Annotated in this window: 14 protein-coding genes, 3 tRNA genes and 1 riboswitch; of the genes, 2 read left to right on the top strand and 15 right to left on the bottom strand. The window is 60.4% G+C overall.

Annotated features, from left to right (window positions below):
• The first annotated feature begins 148 nt into the window (after positions 1-148).
• Positions 149-673 (top strand): SmpA/OmlA family outer membrane lipoprotein, encoded by a 525-nt coding sequence (locus tag PSEUDOMOFG3G_RS04755; protein WP_047228774.1) that lies wholly within the window; start codon positions 149-151, stop codon positions 671-673.
• A gap of 19 nt (positions 674-692) precedes the next feature.
• On the opposite strand, the gene PSEUDOMOFG3G_RS04750 is transcribed toward PSEUDOMOFG3G_RS04755, so the two are convergent.
• The 7 genes from PSEUDOMOFG3G_RS04750 to ltaE all read right to left on the bottom strand — a co-directional run bounded on the left by PSEUDOMOFG3G_RS04750 (position 693) and on the right by ltaE (position 6,657).
• A tRNA-Arg gene (locus PSEUDOMOFG3G_RS04750) sits at positions 693-769 on the bottom strand.
• 72 nt (positions 770-841) lie between these two features.
• Positions 842-918 (bottom strand) — tRNA-Arg (locus PSEUDOMOFG3G_RS04745).
• Between the two features lie 108 nt (positions 919-1,026).
• Positions 1,027-1,117 (bottom strand) — tRNA-Ser (locus PSEUDOMOFG3G_RS04740).
• Positions 1,118-1,179: 62 nt separating this feature from the next.
• Entirely contained in the window at positions 1,180-1,368 is a 189-nt protein-coding gene (csrA, locus tag PSEUDOMOFG3G_RS04735) for a carbon storage regulator CsrA (RefSeq protein ID WP_003178872.1), read from the bottom strand.
• Between the two features lie 182 nt (positions 1,369-1,550).
• Positions 1,551-2,792 (bottom strand): aspartate kinase, encoded by a 1,242-nt coding sequence (locus tag PSEUDOMOFG3G_RS04730; RefSeq protein WP_047228775.1) that lies wholly within the window; start codon positions 2,790-2,792, stop codon positions 1,551-1,553.
• Between the two features lie 89 nt (positions 2,793-2,881).
• Positions 2,882-5,506, bottom strand: coding sequence for an alanine--tRNA ligase (gene alaS, locus PSEUDOMOFG3G_RS04725; RefSeq protein ID WP_139049350.1), 2,625 nt, complete (start codon positions 5,504-5,506; stop codon positions 2,882-2,884).
• Positions 5,507-5,652: 146 nt separating this feature from the next.
• Positions 5,653-6,657 carry a low-specificity L-threonine aldolase gene (gene ltaE, locus PSEUDOMOFG3G_RS04720; RefSeq protein WP_139049349.1) on the bottom strand — a complete coding sequence of 335 codons (1,005 nt, stop codon included), beginning with the start codon at positions 6,655-6,657 and terminating at the stop codon, positions 5,653-5,655.
• Positions 6,658-6,920: 263 nt separating this feature from the next.
• Positions 6,921-7,088: riboswitch (FMN riboswitch) on the top strand.
• Positions 7,089-7,188: 100 nt separating this feature from the next.
• On the opposite strand from ltaE, the gene PSEUDOMOFG3G_RS04715 reads away from it, so the two are divergent.
• Positions 7,189-7,698 (top strand): 6,7-dimethyl-8-ribityllumazine synthase, encoded by a 510-nt coding sequence (locus PSEUDOMOFG3G_RS04715; protein WP_139049348.1) that lies wholly within the window; start codon positions 7,189-7,191, stop codon positions 7,696-7,698.
• Between the two features lie 137 nt (positions 7,699-7,835).
• On the opposite strand, the gene astE is transcribed toward PSEUDOMOFG3G_RS04715, so the two are convergent.
• The 8 genes from astE to argR all read right to left on the bottom strand — a co-directional run bounded on the left by astE (position 7,836) and on the right by argR (position 16,990).
• Entirely contained in the window at positions 7,836-8,843 is a 1,008-nt protein-coding gene (gene astE / locus PSEUDOMOFG3G_RS04710; RefSeq protein WP_047228779.1) for a succinylglutamate desuccinylase, read from the bottom strand.
• Between the two features lie 11 nt (positions 8,844-8,854).
• A complete protein-coding gene (locus PSEUDOMOFG3G_RS04705; protein WP_047228780.1) occupies positions 8,855-9,142 on the bottom strand; it encodes a hypothetical protein in 288 nt (95 codons plus the stop codon).
• A gap of 69 nt (positions 9,143-9,211) precedes the next feature.
• A complete protein-coding gene (astB, locus tag PSEUDOMOFG3G_RS04700) occupies positions 9,212-10,558 on the bottom strand; it encodes an N-succinylarginine dihydrolase (RefSeq protein WP_076383739.1) in 1,347 nt (448 codons plus the stop codon).
• A gap of 132 nt (positions 10,559-10,690) precedes the next feature.
• On the bottom strand, positions 10,691-12,160 hold the full coding sequence (astD, locus tag PSEUDOMOFG3G_RS04695) for a succinylglutamate-semialdehyde dehydrogenase (protein WP_171061331.1): 1,470 nt from the start codon (positions 12,158-12,160) through the stop codon (positions 10,691-10,693).
• Positions 12,157-13,182, bottom strand: coding sequence for an arginine N-succinyltransferase (gene astA / locus PSEUDOMOFG3G_RS04690; protein WP_139049346.1), 1,026 nt, complete (start codon positions 13,180-13,182; stop codon positions 12,157-12,159). The genes astD and astA overlap by 4 nt, the downstream gene beginning before the upstream one ends.
• Before the next feature lie 54 nt (positions 13,183-13,236).
• Positions 13,237-14,256: an arginine/ornithine succinyltransferase subunit alpha gene (gene aruF / locus PSEUDOMOFG3G_RS04685; protein WP_047228784.1), complete on the bottom strand. Its 1,020-nt coding sequence runs from the start codon at positions 14,254-14,256 to the stop codon at positions 13,237-13,239.
• 235 nt (positions 14,257-14,491) lie between these two features.
• Positions 14,492-15,712, bottom strand: a complete 1,221-nt coding sequence (locus PSEUDOMOFG3G_RS04680; protein ID WP_092392986.1) for an aspartate aminotransferase family protein — start codon at positions 15,710-15,712, stop codon at positions 14,492-14,494.
• A 297-nt stretch (positions 15,713-16,009) separates the two neighbouring features.
• Complete coding sequence (argR, locus tag PSEUDOMOFG3G_RS04675) at positions 16,010-16,990, bottom strand: transcriptional regulator ArgR (RefSeq protein WP_139049345.1); 981 nt, start codon at positions 16,988-16,990, stop codon at positions 16,010-16,012.
• Between the last annotated feature and the right edge of the window lie 76 nt (positions 16,991-17,066).

Here is a 17,066-nt window from a genome sequence, read left to right as displayed (position 1 = left end):
TCATGGCAAGAACAAGCGCTTGCGAGACATACCTGAACGCAGATTGAACCTCTATGCCTACGACGACTTATCCTGAAAAGAAAACACACGCCCCGGTAAAAATGTAGCGGCTAACCTTCTTTTCTTCACCGTCAAGGAGGACGTCAGGATGCTCGTCAGTCGCTACCTGTTTTTACTCGCTGCCCTGCCCTGCCTGCCTTTGGGGGCTGCCGGGCAAAGCGTGCATCGCTGCGAAAATACCGCCGGGCACGTAACCTTTACCACCCTGAGTTGCCGACCGGAAGAAACCCTGTCACTTCAGCAGATACATCCGACCAGCCCGGGCAGGGCCGAGCCAATGACAGAGGCCATGCTGCCCGAAGCAGAGTTTCGGCAAACATTCGGCAACAAAGCCAACCGCAAGGAACCGACTGTTGTCGGCCAACTCGAAGACCGCTGTGGCAACCTGCTCAATGCCAGACAACGCCGCGAAGCGATCATGAACCGGCGAGTCGTCAGTGGCATGAGCCAGCAGGACGTGGAAAGCGCCCTGGGCAGACCCGACTCGGTCAAGATCAGGAATTCGAGCACGCGATATACCTACAAAGCGAAAAAAGGTCGCAGCGCAGAGATCGTGTTCGATGAGAAAGGGTGCGTGAAAGGCAAATCACAGACAGCAAAAAGCCCGCGTTAAACGCGGGCTTTTTGGTGTTTGGTGCACTCGACAGGATTCGAACCTGTGACCGCTCGGTTCGTAGCCGAGTACTCTATCCAGCTGAGCTACGAGTGCAAGTTGTGGTTTTATACCAGATCACAACTGGTTGAAGCCAAGTTATTTGCATCACTGCAAAAAACTCTTAAATGGTGCACTCGACAGGATTCGAACCTGTGACCGCTCGGTTCGTAGCCGAGTACTCTATCCAGCTGAGCTACGAGTGCATTTGTTGCCGCGCATTATAGGTCGCCGAATCTTTTTGTAAAGCGCTTTTTTTCAGTAATTTCAATAACTTACCGATAAAGCCAGATTACGTCGCACTAAATAAATAATGGCGGAGAACGGGGGATTCGAACCCCCGACACCCTTTTGAGGTGTACTCCCTTAGCAGGGGAGCGCCTTCGGCCACTCGGCCAGCTCTCCGCAACACGGGGCGTATATTAACCACCTTCATCCCCGTTTGCAAACATAAAAAACGATAAAAATTAATGGCTTGGTTCGTCGTCCTTCTCTTTCTTGATACGCAGGTAAATTTCCTCTCGGTGCACCGCGACCTCTTTCGGGGCGTTGACGCCAATACGCACTTGATTTCCTTTGACGCCGAGCACGGTCACGGTGATTTCGCCATCGCCAATAATCAGGCTCTCTGCGCACCGACGAGTCAGAATCAGCATACCTTTCTCCTCACGCAATTCAGTTCAGGGACAACAGTCTGCAAAAAAAGGCGTAGGCCCTACGAACCGAAACGGTCGCAGCCTACAAGCCTAGTATTGACCAGCGCGAGCAAAAGAACAGTTTTGGAGCGCGCCTTTCAGAAAAACAAAGGGCGCGGTAAACCGCGCCCCAAGACAACGCCTTACTCGCCCTGTCGGGCAGCAGCGTCGAGTTCGAAAGCCGTGTGCAGGGCGCGCACGGCCAGTTCCAGGTACTTCTCTTCGATGACCACGGAAACCTTGATTTCCGAAGTAGAGATCATCTGGATGTTGATGCTTTCCTTGGCCAGGGATTCGAACATACGGCTGGCCACGCCTGCGTGAGAGCGCATGCCGACACCGACGATCGAGACCTTGGCGATCTTGGTATCACCCACCACTTCCCGGGCACCAATCTCATCAGCAGTCTTTTTCAGCACCGCTTCAGCGGCCTGGTAGTCGTTGCGGTGCACGGTGAAGGTGAAGTCGGTGGTGTTATCGTGCGCGACGTTCTGCACGATCATGTCGACTTCGATGTTCGCGGCACTGATCGGGCCGAGAATCTTGAACGCCACGCCGGGGGTGTCTGGCACGCCACGGATGGTCAGCTTGGCTTCATCGCGGTTGAAAGCGATGCCGGAAATGATCGGCTGTTCCATGGATTCCTCTTCATCAATAGTAATGAGGGTGCCCGGACCCTCTTTGAAGCTGTGCAGAACGCGCAGCGGAACGTTGTACTTGCCGGCGAATTCGACGGCCCGGATCTGCAGCACCTTGGAACCGAGGCTGGCCATTTCCAGCATCTCTTCGAAGGTGATCTTGTCCAGGCGCTGAGCCACTGGCACCACCCGTGGGTCGGTGGTGTAGACACCATCCACATCGGTGTAGATCTGGCATTCGTCAGCCTTGAGTGCCGCCGCCAGCGCCACGCCCGTGGTATCGGAACCGCCACGGCCGAGGGTGGTGATATTGCCGTGCTCGTCCACACCCTGGAAACCGGCGACCACCACGACGCGACCGGCCTTCAGGTCGCCGCGAATTTTCTGATCGTCGATCTGCAGAATACGCGCTTTATTGTGCGCGCTGTCCGTCAGGATACGAACCTGGTTGCCGGTGTAGGACACCGCCGGCACACCCCGCTTGATCAGCGCCATGGCCAGCAAGGCGATGGTCACCTGCTCGCCAGTGGAAACGATCACATCCAGTTCGCGCGGAACCGGCTGTTGGTCGCCGCTGATTTGCTTGGCCAGATCGATCAGACGGTTGGTCTCGCCGCTCATGGCCGACAGCACAACCACCAGGTCATCGCCCGCTTCACGGAATTTCTTAACCTTGTCGGCGACTTGTTCGATTCTCTCGACAGTACCGACCGAGGTGCCTCCAAATTTCTGTACGATCAAAGCCATTTCAAAGCCGCCTCTGCCCATGAAGGGCGCCCAATAATCACTCAACAGCGACCGGAGTCGTCACTAGACAACGACCCCGGAGCACTGCCTTAAATACCCTGCTCTACAAATGCAACGGTTTGGGCCAGTGCTGCGTCCAGCGCGCCGGCGTCGGTGCCGCCGCCTTGCGCCATGTCCGGACGACCACCGCCCTTGCCGCCCACTGCCGCAGCGGCCTGCTTCATCAAATCACCGGCTTTGAGTTGGCCAGTCAGGTCTTTGGTCACGCCTGCGACGAGAACGACCTTTTCCTCATGGACACTGCCGAGCAGGATCACTGCGCGGCCGAGTTTGTTTTTCAGTTGATCGACCAGCGCCAGCAGTGCCTTGCCGTCCTGGCCATCCAGGCGCGCGGCCAGCACTTTCACGCCCTTGACGTCCACGGCCTGGGCCGACAGATCGTCGCCTGCGGCGCTGGCAGCCTTGGCCTGCAACTGCTCGAGTTGCTTTTCCAGCAGACGGTTGCGCTCCAGCACAGCCGAGAGCTTGTCGATCAGGTTGTCACGGCTGCCCTTGATCAGGCTCGCCGCTTCCTTGAGTTGTTCTTCGGCGGTGTTGAGGTACGCCAGGGCCGCCGCGCCGGTGACTGCTTCGATGCGACGCACACCAGAAGCCACACCGCCTTCGCTGATGATCTTCAGCAGGCCGATGTCACCGGTCCGGTTGGCATGGATACCACCGCACAGCTCCACGGAGAAATCGCCGCCCATGCTCAGCACACGCACGCTGTCGCCGTACTTCTCGCCAAACAGCGCCATGGCGCCCTTGCGCTTGGCGGTCTCGATGTCGGTTTCTTCGGTCTCGACCGGCGAATTCTTGCGGATCTCGGCGTTGACGATGTCTTCCAGCGCCTTGAGTTGCTCAGGCTTGATAGCCTCGAAATGGCTGAAGTCAAAGCGCAAGCGCTGACTGTCCACCAAAGAGCCTTTCTGCTGAACATGCTCGCCCAGTACCTGACGCAACGCGGCATGCAGCAAGTGCGTCGCCGAGTGGTTCAGCGAGGTAGCGTGACGAACCTCGGCGTCGACATGCGCGGCTACCGGAGCGGCAATCATCAGGCTGCCCGAGGCCAATACGCCGTGGTGCAGGAATGCGCCGCCGGTCTTGGTGGTGTCACGCACATCGAAACGCGAGTTGCCGGCCTGCAGGTAACCGCTGTCACCGATCTGTCCGCCGGATTCGGCGTAGAACGGCGTCTGGTCCAGCACGATCACCCCTTCCTGGCCTTCGCTCAGGATGTCGACCGACTGCCCGTCCTTATAGATAGCCACGATCTTGGCCGAACCGGTCGTGGCGGCGTAGCCGGTGAATTCGGTGGCCACGTCAACCTTGACCAGGCTGTTGTAGTCCATGCCGAAGGAGCTGGCGGAGCGCGCGCGCACTCGCTGGGCTTCCATCTCGCGCTCGAAACCTTCCTCGTCGAGGGTCAGGTTGCGTTCGCGGGCGATGTCGCCCGTCAGGTCCATCGGGAAACCGTACGTGTCGTACAACTTGAACACGACATCGCCCGGTACCACGTTGCCCTTGAGCTCGGCCAAATCCTGCTCGAGGATCTTCAACCCCTGCTCCAGGGTTTTGGCGAACTGCTCTTCCTCACCCTTGAGCACGCGCTCGATGTGGGCCTGCTGGGATTTGAGTTCCGGGAAGGCCTCGCCCATTTCGGCCACCAGGGCCGCGACGATCTGATAGAAGAAGCTGCCCTTGGCGCCCAGCTTGTTGCCGTGACGGCAGGCGCGACGAATGATCCGACGCAACACATAGCCGCGGCCTTCGTTGGACGGCAACACACCATCGGCAATCAGGAAGCCGCAGGAACGGATATGGTCGGCCACCACTTTGAGCGAAGCCTGGTTGTCGTTACTGCAACCGATGGCCTTGGCCGAAGCACTCAACAGGCTCTGGAACAGGTCGATTTCGTAGTTGGAGTGAACGTGCTGCAACACCGCACTGATCCGCTCCAGGCCCATGCCGGTGTCGACCGACGGCGCTGGCAACGGATGCAACACGCCATCGGCGGTGCGGTTGAACTGCATGAAGACGTTGTTCCAGATCTCGATGTAGCGGTCGCCATCTTCTTCCGGCGAGCCGGGTGGGCCGCCCCAGATGTCGGCGCCGTGATCGTAGAAAATCTCGGTGCAAGGGCCGCACGGGCCGGTGTCGCCCATGGTCCAGAAGTTATCGGAGGCGTATGGCGCACCCTTGTTGTCGCCAATGCGCACCATGCGCTCAGCCGGGACACCGACCTCTTTGGTCCAGATGTCATAAGCCTCGTCATCGCTGGCGTAGACCGTTACCCAGAGTTTCTCCTTGGGCAGGTTCAGCCACTTGTCGGAGGTCAGGAACGTCCAGGCAAAGGTGATGGCGTCGCGCTTGAAATAATCACCGAAACTGAAGTTACCCAGCATTTCGAAGAAGGTGTGGTGACGAGCGGTATAGCCGACGTTTTCCAGGTCGTTGTGCTTGCCGCCGGCGCGCACGCATTTCTGGCTGCTGACGGCACGGGTGTAGGCACGTTTTTCCTGGCCCAGGAAGCAGTCCTTGAACTGGTTCATCCCCGCGTTGGTGAACAGCAGGGTCGGGTCGTTGCCCGGAATCAAAGAGCTGGAGGCTACTCGGGTGTGGCCTTGCTCTTCGAAGAAGCGAAGGAAGGCTTCACGGATTTCTGCGCTTTTCATTAGGTTCTTCCACGGAGGCTGCGGCCAAAGGCCTGTGCAAAACGTCAACAGACGAAGCAACGGCAAAGGGCCGCATTATATCGGCCCTTCGCGTGGGGTACAGCGTGTTTATGCGATAGAAACTGTCAATTGGGCCGCTTGGCGGGTCAGTTACGGGAAAAGTCGACGAAAGAGCGGATCACTTCGTCGATTTGCGCGGCGCTGACATCCATGTGGGTCACCATTCGCAGGCGTGGCGCGGCGCTGAGCTTGATACCACGCTCGGCGGCAAACGCCCTGATGGCCTCGGCCCGCTCGCCCATCTGCACGTAGACCATGTTGGTCTGCACCGGCTCGACCTCGTAACCCGCCCCACGCAAGCCCTCGGCAAGCCGCTGGGCATTGGCGTGGTCATCGGCCAGGCGCTGGACCTGATGATCCAGGGCATACAACCCCGCCGCAGCCAGGATCCCGGCCTGGCGCATACCCCCGCCCACCATCTTGCGCAGCCGGCGCGCCTTGCCGATCAGTTCGGCGCTGCCGCAGAGGACCGAGCCAACGGGAGCGCCAAGGCCCTTGGACAGGCACACCGACACCGAATCGAAATGTTGGGTGATCTCCCGGGCATCGACGTTCAACTTGACCGCGGCGTTGTACAGCCGCGCGCCGTCAAGGTGCAACGCCAGGCCGTGCTCGCGCGTGAAACGCCGGGCCCGGGCCAGATACTCCAGCGGCAGGACCTTGCCTTGCATGGTGTTTTCCAGCGCCAGCAGGCGAGTACGGGCGAAGTGGAAGTCATCGGCTTTGATCGCGGCAGCAACCTGCTCCAGGTCCAGAGAGCCGTCCGCTTGCACGTCAAGGGGTTGCGGCTGGATTGAACCCAGTACCGCCGCCCCGCCGCCTTCGTATTTATAGGTGTGAGCCTGCTGGCCAACGATGTATTCATCACCACGCTCGCAATGGGCCATCAGCCCCAGCAAGTTGCTCATGGTGCCGGTGGGTACGAACAGCGCCGCGGCAAAGCCCAGGCGCCCGGCCAGTTCGGCCTCGAGGCGATTGACGGTCGGATCTTCGCCATACACATCGTCGCCGGTCGGCGCGCTGGCCATCGCATCCAGCATGGCGGCGGAAGGTTGGGTGACGGTGTCGCTGCGAAGATCGATAACGCTCATGAATCTGGCCTCGGGTGCGGGTGGGGGGAATTCCCTTTCGAAGGTCAATTACTGCGGTCATGGCGACGATTAATCAAGACCAGTCGAAGGAAAAGATCACCTGCACCTGAAGATCTCTCAGAACACCTATGGGAGCGAGCTTGCTCGCGATGGCGGCAGCGCATCCAACATCAATGCAATCTGAACCACCGCTATCGCGAGCAAGCTCGCTCCCACAGGGGTTATGTGTTAAAAATCCTGCGCCGCCAAAAACCATGGCGGCGAAACGTTCTCAGGGCGGGGTGCAATTCCCCACCGGCGGTAATTGCACGCAAGGTGCATAGCCCGCGAGCGCTTGGCGATACACGGCTTTTGCGGTGTAGCGTCAAGGTCAGCAGACCCGGTGTGATTCCGGGGCCGACGGTCATAGTCCGGATGAAGAGAGAACGGGATCGGCACCCAAGGGCCGTCTGCGACTGTCTGCGCGCGACGCACCCTCGAATCCCCTTCGATTCATGACGCCCTGTTTTTTACACAAACAGGAACCAGAACATGCAACCCACCGCAATCGACAGTAAAAGCAAACATCATCCGGGCGAGCGCGTCGCGTTCATCCAGGCCTGCTGGCACAAGGAAATCGTCGACCAGAGTCGTAAAGGCTTCGTCGCCGAAATGATCAATCAGGGTTATCAGGAAAGCGATATCGACTTCTTCGAAGTCGGCGGCGCCTTCGAGATCCCGCTGCATACCAAGCTGCTGGCCAAATCTGGCCGCTACGCCGGCATCGTCGCCGCCGGCCTGGTGGTGGACGGCGGCATCTACCGTCACGAATTCGTCGCCCAATCGGTGATCAGCGGCCTGATGCAGGTTCAGCTGGAAACCGAGGTGCCGGTGTTCTCGGTCGTACTCACTCCCCATCACTTCCACGCTGGGGAAGAACATCAGAAGTTCTTCTTTGAGCATTTCGTGCACAAGGGCCAGGAAGCGGCGAAGACCTGTGCCGATACCCTGCACAAGACCCGGGCGTTGCGGCGCAGTGAGCAGCGGGCGGTAGCGGTCTAAATCCAGACACAGATCCAAATGTGGGAGCGAGCCTGCTCGCGATAGCAATGTAGCAGTCGACAGCAATGGCGACTGACACTCCGTCATCGCGAGCAAGCTCGCTCCCACAAAAGGCTTGTATCAGTTTGGGATTCAGGTCAGGCCAGGTTTTCGTCCGTCGCCGGCACAATCAGGATCCCGGCCCGCAAACCATTCTTCACCTTGGGGTTGGGGAAGATGATCCGGGCGCCCTCTTCTTCGATCACCCAGCGGGTCTGGGCAATGTCTTCGGCCAGCACATAACCTTTTCCAAGTTCCGAGAAGTTCTCGATGTCCGCCGGTAGGTTCAGGCGGAAACTGTCGCTGTGCTTGATGATTTCCCGCGCGACGCTGAACAGTTGCAGGCCGTCCAGACTTTCGTCCGATTCGGGTTCGCTGCCTTCGATGATCTGTTGCAGACGGGTTTCCAGCAGGCTGACGTTGACACCGTCGTTTTCCCCGAACGGCCGGGCCTTGCCCAGTTCCAGGGTGAAAGACTCGGCACCCAACTGGTCATAGGTGTAGGCGCTGAACACAATGGACGGTTTGTTCTGCAGCAGCACCGCTTCCATGCCGGCGGCGCGCAGCCGCGCCAGTTCACGGCGTGAATGCTGGCGACCTTCCTTCCACGGATACAGGGCGAATTGCTCAATCTTCGAACCCCGGATGGCGGTGTGCAGGTCGTAATGCAAGCGACTGCGGTCCGGCACGCTGAAGAAACTGGCGGCCAACCGCTCCAATTCGCACGCCCGCAACGCCTCGGCGCCGCCGCTCAACTCATGGCGACCATTGAACAACCGATTGACGTCCTGCTCGACAAAACGCTCTCCGCGACGAATGGCCTCGGGATTGCCGAACAGAAACAGAATGCGTGCCCGTGGCTTGAGATCCCCACGGGCGATGTCGTGCAGCAACCGATCAAGCAATTCGATCGGTGCGGTTTCGTTGCCGTGGATACCGGCTGACAGCAACAGGTCCTGGCCATTGTCCCGGGCCTGGGGCGGCTTGACCTCCAGCGCGCCCTCGCTCAGCCAGCGCATCCGTACGCCCTCGACAGTCAGTTGAGTCTTCTCCGCCGGTTCACGGCCGGCGAGGGTCAGTTCAAGCAATTTGCCGAGGGCGAGCATAGCGCGGCTCCTTAATGGTCGTGGCCGCAATCCGGGCCATGGACATGATCATCGTCGCCCATGTCGGCCGGTTCCATTTCCAGTTGCAGGCTCACCAGGTTGGTCGCCAATGGGCGCAACAACAGGTTGGCGTATTCCTCATCGCCTTCTTCGACATCGACACCGATCAGCAACTGACCGCGGCCGTCCTGCTGGATCCACAGCTCTTTGCCCTGCCACATGACCGCAACGCGGGTGCAGGAGGTTTCCAGTTGGGTGCCGTCGGTGTCTTCAAGGATCAGTTGCAAGGTATCGCTCATGTTTTTACGTTCTCGTCGGGGAAAAAGGCAACGCGCCCTGCTTTGACTGTAGTCAGGTCGCGCGCGCTTTCAATTGATCTGGAAAGGATAAACCGCGCCAAGTTTAAGGATTTGTGTCAGCTCATCCAGTGCCGCCCGGCATTCGAGCAGCAACTGCGGGTCTGCCAGGTCGTTTTCGGTCATACGATCGCGGTAGTGACGCTCGACCCATTGGGTCAGCGAATCGTACAACGGCGCGGTCATGATAACCCCTGGGTTGACGGCGGCCAGTTCGGTTTCATTGAGTGCCACGCGCAGCCTCAGGCAAGCCGGGCCACCGCCGTTCTGCATGCTTTGCTTGAGGTCGAAGACCTTCACTTCGCCGATCACCCCGCCAGAGCCCGTCAGGCCTTGCAGGTACTGCCAGACGCGTTCGTTGCCGCGGCACTCCTCCGGCACGATCAACAGCATCGAGCCGTCGGGACGCGACAGCAACTGGCTATTGAACAGGTAGGAACGTACCGCGTCATCGACGGTAACCGCCGAACGCGGCACGCATACCGACTGAAATTTCCCACCGACCTTGGCGAGTTTGCTGCTCAGCTCGGCCAGCATCCGGTCGGTCTCGAGAAACGCATCCTCGTGATAGAACAACACTTCGCCGTTGCCCACCGCGATCACATCATTGTGGAACACGCCCTGGTCGATCACCGATGGGTTCTGTTGGGCGTAGACCACGCCCTCCTCCCTCAGACCATGCAGACGAGCGACCGCTTGAGAAGCTTCCAGGGTCTGGCGCGCCGGGTACTTCTGCGGCGCGGGAAAACGGGTATCGAAGGCGCTGCGGCCGAACACGAAGAATTCAACACCGGCCTCGCCGTAGGTCCGGCAGAAACGCGTGTGGTTGGCCGCGCCTTCGTCGCCGAACTGCGCCACCGCTGGCAGCGCGGCGTGGTGGGCGAAGTGCTGCTGATCGGCAAACATCGCCCCCAGTACGCGACTGGTGGTCGGGTGTTCAATGCTGCGGTGGTATTTGCAGTTCAGGTTGGCGGCAGTGAAATGCACGCGGCCGTCAGCCGTGTCGGCGCTTGGGCTGACAGTGGCGGCGTTGGCCACCCACATGCTGGAGGCCGAGCAACTGGCGACCAGCAGCGGCATCGCTTCTTTGGCAGCCTGCTGAATGACCTGGGCATCGCTGCCGGCAAAACCCAACCGACGCAGGGCCGCCACGTCGGGACGCTCCTGTGGCGCCAGCACACCTTGCTGGAAGCCCATGTCCATCAGCGCTTTCATTTTCGCCAGGCCCTGCAACGCCGCTTCCTTGGGGTTGGAGGACTGTTGGCTATTGCTCTGGGACGCGACGTTGCCGTACGAGAGCCCGCCGTAGTTGTGGGTCGGCCCCACTAGACCGTCAAAGTTGACTTCATAGGATTTCATCAGCGAGGCTCCACGAGAATCTGTTTTTTATAGGCATCAAGTAACAACCGCAGCGCGGCCATCGCGAGCAAGCTCGCTCCCACAGGGTTTTGCGCAATCCTTTGTGGGAGCGAGCTTGCTCGCGATTGGGGTTCACACCATGCTCACGCCGGGAGTAAGGGCAGCCGGCATGACAAGGCTTGGTGTCTCCAGGGAAGCCACCGGATACGCACAATAATCGGCCGCGTAGTAGGCACTGGCGCGGTGGTTGCCCGAGGCCCCAACACCGCCGAACGGCGCGCTGCTGGCCGCTCCCGTCAGTTGTTTGTTCCAGTTGACGATGCCGGCACGGCTCTGCAGCCAAAACTGCTGGTAGCGCTCCTGGGAATCCGACAGCAGGCCCGCAGCCAAGCCATATTGGGTGTTGTTGGCCTCGGTGATTGCCGCAGCGAAATCCGCGTAGCGAATCACCTGCAACAACGGCCCGAACAGTTCTTCATCAGGACGCTCGGCTACCGTCGTCACATCCAGGATGCCCGGTGTCAGTAACGCAGCCTGGGCTTGCGGTTGGGTCATGGTCAACAGCGGCACGGCGCCCAGGCCCAGCAAATGGTTCTGCGCATCCATCAGCGCCTTGGCTGCGGCCAGGGAAATCACCGAGCCCATGAACGGCGCCGGTTGCTGATCAAAGGCGCCGACTTCCAGCGTCGAGCTGACCGCCACCAGGCGCGCCAGCAAGGTATCGCCCCACGCCCCTTCGGGCACCAACAGGCGGCGCGCGCAGGTACAGCGCTGGCCGGCAGAAATGAAGGCCGACTGAATGATGGTGTAGACCGCCGCGTCGACGTCCGCCACCTCATCCACCACCAGCGGATTATTACCGCCCATTTCCAGCGCCAGGATCTTGTCCGGGCGCCCGGAAAACTGTTGATGCAACAGGTTGCCGGTGCGGCTGGAGCCGGTGAAAAACAACCCGTCGATGCCCGGATTGGCCGCCAGGGCGATACCGGTTTCCCGCGCGCCTTGCAGCAGGTTCAGCACGCCCGCCGGCAGGCCGGCCTCGACCCAGCACTTGACCGTCAGCTCAGCGACTTTCGGGGTCAGTTCGCTGGGTTTGAACAACACGGTGTTGCCCGCCAACAAGGCCGGGACGATGTGACCGTTGGGCAAATGGCCGGGGAAGTTGTAAGGGCCGAACACTGCCACCACACCGTGGGGCTTGTGCCGCAGCACAGCGGTAGCGTCACCCAGGGGGCCGCTTTTTTCGCCGGTCCGCTCGCGGTAGCTCTGAATCGAAATGGCGACCTTGTTGACCATGCTGGTGACTTCGGTGGTCGCTTCCCACAACGGCTTGCCGGTTTCTTCACCGATGCAGTGGGCCAGTTCATCGGCGTGGCTCTTCAAGGCAGCGGCAAACGCTTCCAGCACCTGGATACGCTCATCCAGCGAACGGCGGGCCCAGTCCGGGAAGGCCTGACGCGCGGCCTGCACCGCCGACTCCACCTGCGCCGCCGTGGCGCCATTGCCAGACCACAGCACTTGCTGGGTCACCGGGTTCAACGACTCAAAGAGATCACCCTGACCTTCCAGCCAGCTTCCAGCGATGTACAGCGACTTCATTATTTCGACTCCCGAGCAGCGGACAACGCAACGGCGCGCACCTGATCGCCGGCGTTGAGTTGAAGACGTTTGGCAGTCAGCGGATCAACCACCAAGGTGCCCGCGGCCAAGCGCGCCGGTGCAGCAGTGATGCGGCAGTCTTCGCGTTTGCGGTTATGCATGATGAACGGCGTGGCGTCGTCGCCCGGCGTGCCGATGGCCAATACCAGTGCCTGGCTGTCGCGGATCGCGCGGATCTTGCCGGTTTCACATTCAACGGCCGGACCGGCGTCGAAGATGTCAACGTAACCCTGGTAACTGAAACCTTCGCTCTTGAGCATCGACAGCGCTGGCTCCGTGTCGGGATGAACCTGGCCGATCACCGCCCGGGCATCCTCCGACAGGAAACAGGTGTACAGCGGGAACTTGGGCATCAGCTCAGCGATGAAGGCCTTGTTGCCCACGCCGGTCAGGTAGTCGGCCTGGCTGAACTCCATCTTGAAAAAGTGTCGCCCCAGGCTTTCCCAGAACGGCGAGCGGCCTCGGTCATCGGACATGCCACGCATCTCGGCGATGATCTTGTTGCCAAACAGTTTCGGGAATTCGGCGATGAACAGCAGCCGCGCCTTGGCCAACATGCGGCCATTGAGGCCAGTGCGGTAGTCGGCGTGCAGGAACAGCGAACACAGCTCGGAGTTGCCGGTCAGGTCGTTGGCCAAAAACAGCGTCGGGATTTCCCGATAGATGTTCAGCTCCTGGGAGGCGCTGACCGTCAGGCCGACCCGGAAGTTGTACCAGGGCTCGCGCAGCCCAACGGCCCCGGCGATGGCTGAGATGCCCACCACACGACCGTCGTCGTCTTCGAGCACGAACAGGTAGTCCGCATCGCCACGTCCGGCTTCGCCGCGAAAAGTCTTCTCGGCCCAGCCGACCCGATGAGCCAGGCGCTCCTCGTTGGCCGGCAAGGTGGTCAGGCCGGTGCCGGTGCTGCGGGCCAGGGCAATCAGAGCGGGTAAATCGCTGCTGCGTACGGGACGAACGATCATGCTATCTCCTCAAACGGGCCGCTTGCGCCACCCGCGAAACTTCGCTGTAAGGCGTTAAACCGCCACCAGGCGCACGCTGGCACCCTCACCGACGCCCAAGGCTTCGGCCGCTTCCATATCCAGGGTCACCGGTTTGCCGGGCGCGTAGTCAAGCTCCAACAGAACGGCGCGGTAATCCTGCAACTGGGCGTTGGCCACCAGGTATTGTCGGCCGGCGCCCTTGACGGGCTCGCCGAGCTTGACCGGCACCACGCGGCTCTGGGCAATCGAGCGGATCCCCGAGACACGGGCATGCAGAGTCGGGCCACCGTCAAAGATGTCGATGTAATGATCGGTCTCGAAACCCTCGCGCATGAGGATGTCGAAGGTGATCTGCGCACGCGGATGGACCTGGCCCATGGCTTCCTGGGCGGCGTCCGGCAACAGCGGCACGTAGATCGGGTAATGCGGCATCAGCTCGGCGAGGAAAGTGCGGCTCTTCAGCCCGCACAGGCGCTCGGCGGCAGCGTAGTTGAGGTCGAAGAAGTTACGACCGATGGCGTCCCAGAACGGCGAATCGCCATTTTCATCGCTGTAGCCGACGATCTCGGTCACCACCGAATCGGCAAAGCGCTCCGGATGGCTGGCGACGAACAGCAGGCGTCCACGCGAATTGAGTTCCGACCAGGGCGAACCGACCAATTCCGGCACCACATAGAAGCTGGTCAGCAGGCTGTTGCCGGTCAGGTCGTGGCACTGGGAAAGCACGTGGATCTTGTTGTGGATCTTCAGCTCACGGGAGGCGTGAACGAACGTTTCGTTGCGGAAACTGTAGAACGGCTCGGAATAACCGGCCGAGGCGACGATGGCCGAACAGCCCGCCAGCTTGCCGGTCGCGGTATCTTCAAGGACGAAGAAATAGCTTTCTTCGCCGTTGAAGCTGACTTCGGCGGCAAACGAGGCTTCACTCGCGGCGATCTTGTCGCTCAGGCGTTCCACGTCATCCGGCAAGGAAGTGACACCGATCGGACTGTCCGCAGCCAGACGCTGTACCTCGCCCAGATCCGCCATTTGTGCGGGGCGCATCACCAGCATGGTGTCACTCCTTTACTTGAAATAAATGGTTCGACCATTAGGTCGATACACAGAAAAATAACTAAACGACACGCTGACCCGCATTGCATCTGCGGCGGTCTTCGATTTTTCAGCCGCTGCAAGACTCCTGTGGGAACAAGCTTGCTCGCGATAGCGGTGTGTCAGACAACATCAATGCTGACTGATCCGGCACCATCGCGAGCAAGCTCGCTCCCACAAGGGGTCCGGTTCAGCCTTAGGCTTGCGTCAGCTTCGCCGCGGCGCGCTCGAAGCGGTCCAGGCCGGCATCGATGTCGGCATCTTCGACCACCAGGCTCGGCGCGAAACGAATCACGTCCGGACCTGCCTGCAGGATCATCAGGCCTTCCTGTTCAGCAGCGTTGAAAATGTCCTTGGCCTTGCCTTTCCAGGCGTCGTTCAGCACACAGCCGATCAGCAGCCCCAACCCACGCACCTGGGTGAACAGGCCGTATTTCTCGCCGATCTGCTCCAGCCGAGCCTTGAACTTGCGGTGCTTGGCTTTGACGCCTTCGAGCACTTCAGGCGTATTGACGGTATCGATCACCGCTTCGGCCACCGCACACGCCAGCGGGTTGCCGCCATAAGTGGTGCCGTGGGTGCCGACCACCAGATGCTTGGCCAACGCTTCGGTGGTGAGCATTGCCGCGATCGGGAAACCACCGCCCAGGCTCTTGGCGCTGGTGAGGATGTCCGGGACCACGCCGTAATGCATGTAGGCGAACAAGTGGCCGCTACGGCCCATGCCGGTCTGCACTTCATCGAATACCAGCAGCGCGTCGTGGGCATCGCACAAATCACGGGCACCTTGCAGGTAACCCAGCTCGGCCGGCAATACGCCGCCCTCGCCCTGGATCGGCTCCAGCACCACGGCGCACGTCTTGTCCGAAATGGCCGCTTTCAAAGCCGCCAGGTCGTTGTAAGGGACGTGGGTAATACCGGTGATTTTAGGACCGAAACCGTCGGAATACTTCGATTGCCCGCCCACGTTCACGGTGAACAGCGTACGGCCGTGGAAGCTGTTGAGCGCGGCAATGATTTCGTACTTCTCGCTCCCGAAACGATCGAACGCGACGCGACGGGCCAGCTTGAAGGCGGCCTCGTTGGCTTCGGCGCCGGAGTTGCAGAAGAAAGCCCGCTCGGCAAAGGTTGCATTGACCAGTTTATGGGCCAGGCGCAGGGCCGGCTCATTGGTAAAGACGTTGGACACATGCCACAGCTTGTTCGCTTGTTCGGTCAGGGCGGCGACCAGTTTCGGATGGGCGTGCCCCAATACGTTGACCGCGATACCGCCGGCGAAGTCGATCAGTTCGCGACCGGACTGGTCCCACACGTGGGAACCGGCGCCACGCACAGGGATGAAAGCAGCAGGCGCATAGTTGGGGACCATAACCTGATCGAAATCGGCGCGTTGTACGGCGGCTTGCTCAACGGACATCGGAGTCTCCTGAAGAGGAACACCCGCCTGGAACTGGCGAGCGATGAGGGGATTGTAAGGACAGTTTTCAGCCCGGCCTTGTCGCCAAGCGACAACTTCTTATAGCGCCAACCCCCGTTTTTAGCGGGTTTATGGCAATGCGACAAATAGCGTCGCAAAGGCGCAGTTTAAACGTTGTCGCGGGATTTTAGGCGTTGGCTTCTACATTTCCCTGGCCATGCAAAACCCTGTGGCGAGGGGATTTATCCCCTCGCCACAGGGTTACATACCCCCGCCCTTACAGAGGAGGCGCCGGCCCTAGCCGCGTTCGGACGGCACCGACGACAATTCGAATGGGCTGCTGCTGCGCCGCTGGTTGCGGTCTTCCCGAGGCGTGGCGCCGAAGAAGTTGCGATAGGCGCTGGAAAAATGTGGCCCCGAGGAGAAGCCGCAGGACAGGCCGATCTGAATGATCGATTTGCTGGTCTGCATCAGCATCTGCCGCGCCTTGTTCAGACGCAGTTCCAGGTAGTACTGGCTCGGCACGCGATTGAGGTATTGCTTGAAAATCCGCTCCAACTGGCGACGGGACACGCACACATGCTGGGCAATTTCGTCGGTGGTCAGCGGTTCTTCGATGTTGGCTTCCATCAACAGCACGGCCTGGGTGAGCTTCGGATGGCTGGAGCCCAGACGGTTCTGCAACGGGATGCGCTGGCGCTCACCCCCCTCGCGGATGCGCTCGACCACCAGCTCTTCAGAGACCGCGCCGGCCAGTTCCGCGCCGTGATCGCGCGCCAACACAGCCAGCAGCAGATCGAGCACCGACATGCCACCGCAAGCGGTCAGGCGATCGCGGTCCCAGTCAAACAGATGGCTGGTGGCAATGACCTTGGGGAAACGCTCGGAAAAGTCGTCCTGCCAGCGCCAATGCACGGCGGCGCGGAAACCATCGAGAAGACCCAGTTGGGCCAACGGGTAGACACCGGCGGACAAACCGCCAATCACACAACCGGCACGCACCAGCTGTTTGAGCGCGCTGCTCAGGGGTGGCGCAAGAGCGGACGGGGGTTCGTCAGCCAGCAGAAACAGCTTCTGGAACCCTTCAAGCTTGCCGGCCCAGGGTTCGCCCGGTAGCTGCCAGGCGCCTTCGGTCTGCGGCTCGGCCTGCAAAAACGACAATTCGTAGACGACATCCGGATGCACCCGCTGAGCAACACGCAAGGCCTCCTCGGCCAGCGCCAGCGTCAAGGCTTTAGTGCTGGGCCAAATCAGGAAACCAATTCGATGGGCAGTCATGGTGGGCAATCCGAAGCGAAAACAGTGTTAAAGCCAAAAGCGGCTGCAACCAAATTAGACCATCTGGCGCGCGATG

The sequence above is a fragment of the Pseudomonas sp. FG-3G genome (assembly GCF_901007645.1).
GTDB classification, from domain to species: Bacteria; Pseudomonadota; Gammaproteobacteria; order Pseudomonadales; family Pseudomonadaceae; genus Aquipseudomonas; species Aquipseudomonas rhizophila.
Note: the sequence above shows the minus strand (reverse complement) of the source record. Positions and strands in the feature narration are given on the sequence as shown.

Excerpts from the sequence above, each read along its gene's own strand:
- PSEUDOMOFG3G_RS04755 (WP_047228774.1), top strand. The coding sequence starts at position 149 with ATGCTCGTCAGTCGCTACCTGTTTTTACTCGCTGCCCTGCCCTGCCTG.
- csrA (WP_003178872.1), bottom strand. The coding sequence starts at position 1,368 with ATGCTGATTCTGACTCGTCGGTGCGCAGAGAGCCTGATTATTGGCGAT.
- PSEUDOMOFG3G_RS04730 (WP_047228775.1), bottom strand. The coding sequence starts at position 2,792 with ATGGCTTTGATCGTACAGAAATTTGGAGGCACCTCGGTCGGTACTGTC.
- alaS (WP_139049350.1), bottom strand. The coding sequence starts at position 5,506 with ATGAAAAGCGCAGAAATCCGTGAAGCCTTCCTTCGCTTCTTCGAAGAG.
- ltaE (WP_139049349.1), bottom strand. The coding sequence starts at position 6,657 with ATGAGCGTTATCGATCTTCGCAGCGACACCGTCACCCAACCTTCCGCC.
- PSEUDOMOFG3G_RS04715 (WP_139049348.1), top strand. The coding sequence starts at position 7,189 with ATGCAACCCACCGCAATCGACAGTAAAAGCAAACATCATCCGGGCGAG.
- astE (WP_047228779.1), bottom strand. The coding sequence starts at position 8,843 with ATGCTCGCCCTCGGCAAATTGCTTGAACTGACCCTCGCCGGCCGTGAA.
- PSEUDOMOFG3G_RS04705 (WP_047228780.1), bottom strand. The coding sequence starts at position 9,142 with ATGAGCGATACCTTGCAACTGATCCTTGAAGACACCGACGGCACCCAA.
- astB (WP_076383739.1), bottom strand. The coding sequence starts at position 10,558 with ATGAAATCCTATGAAGTCAACTTTGACGGTCTAGTGGGGCCGACCCAC.
- astA (WP_139049346.1), bottom strand. The coding sequence starts at position 13,182 with ATGATCGTTCGTCCCGTACGCAGCAGCGATTTACCCGCTCTGATTGCC.
- aruF (WP_047228784.1), bottom strand. The coding sequence starts at position 14,256 with ATGCTGGTGATGCGCCCCGCACAAATGGCGGATCTGGGCGAGGTACAG.
- PSEUDOMOFG3G_RS04680 (WP_092392986.1), bottom strand. The coding sequence starts at position 15,712 with ATGTCCGTTGAGCAAGCCGCCGTACAACGCGCCGATTTCGATCAGGTT.
- argR (WP_139049345.1), bottom strand. The coding sequence starts at position 16,990 with ATGACTGCCCATCGAATTGGTTTCCTGATTTGGCCCAGCACTAAAGCC.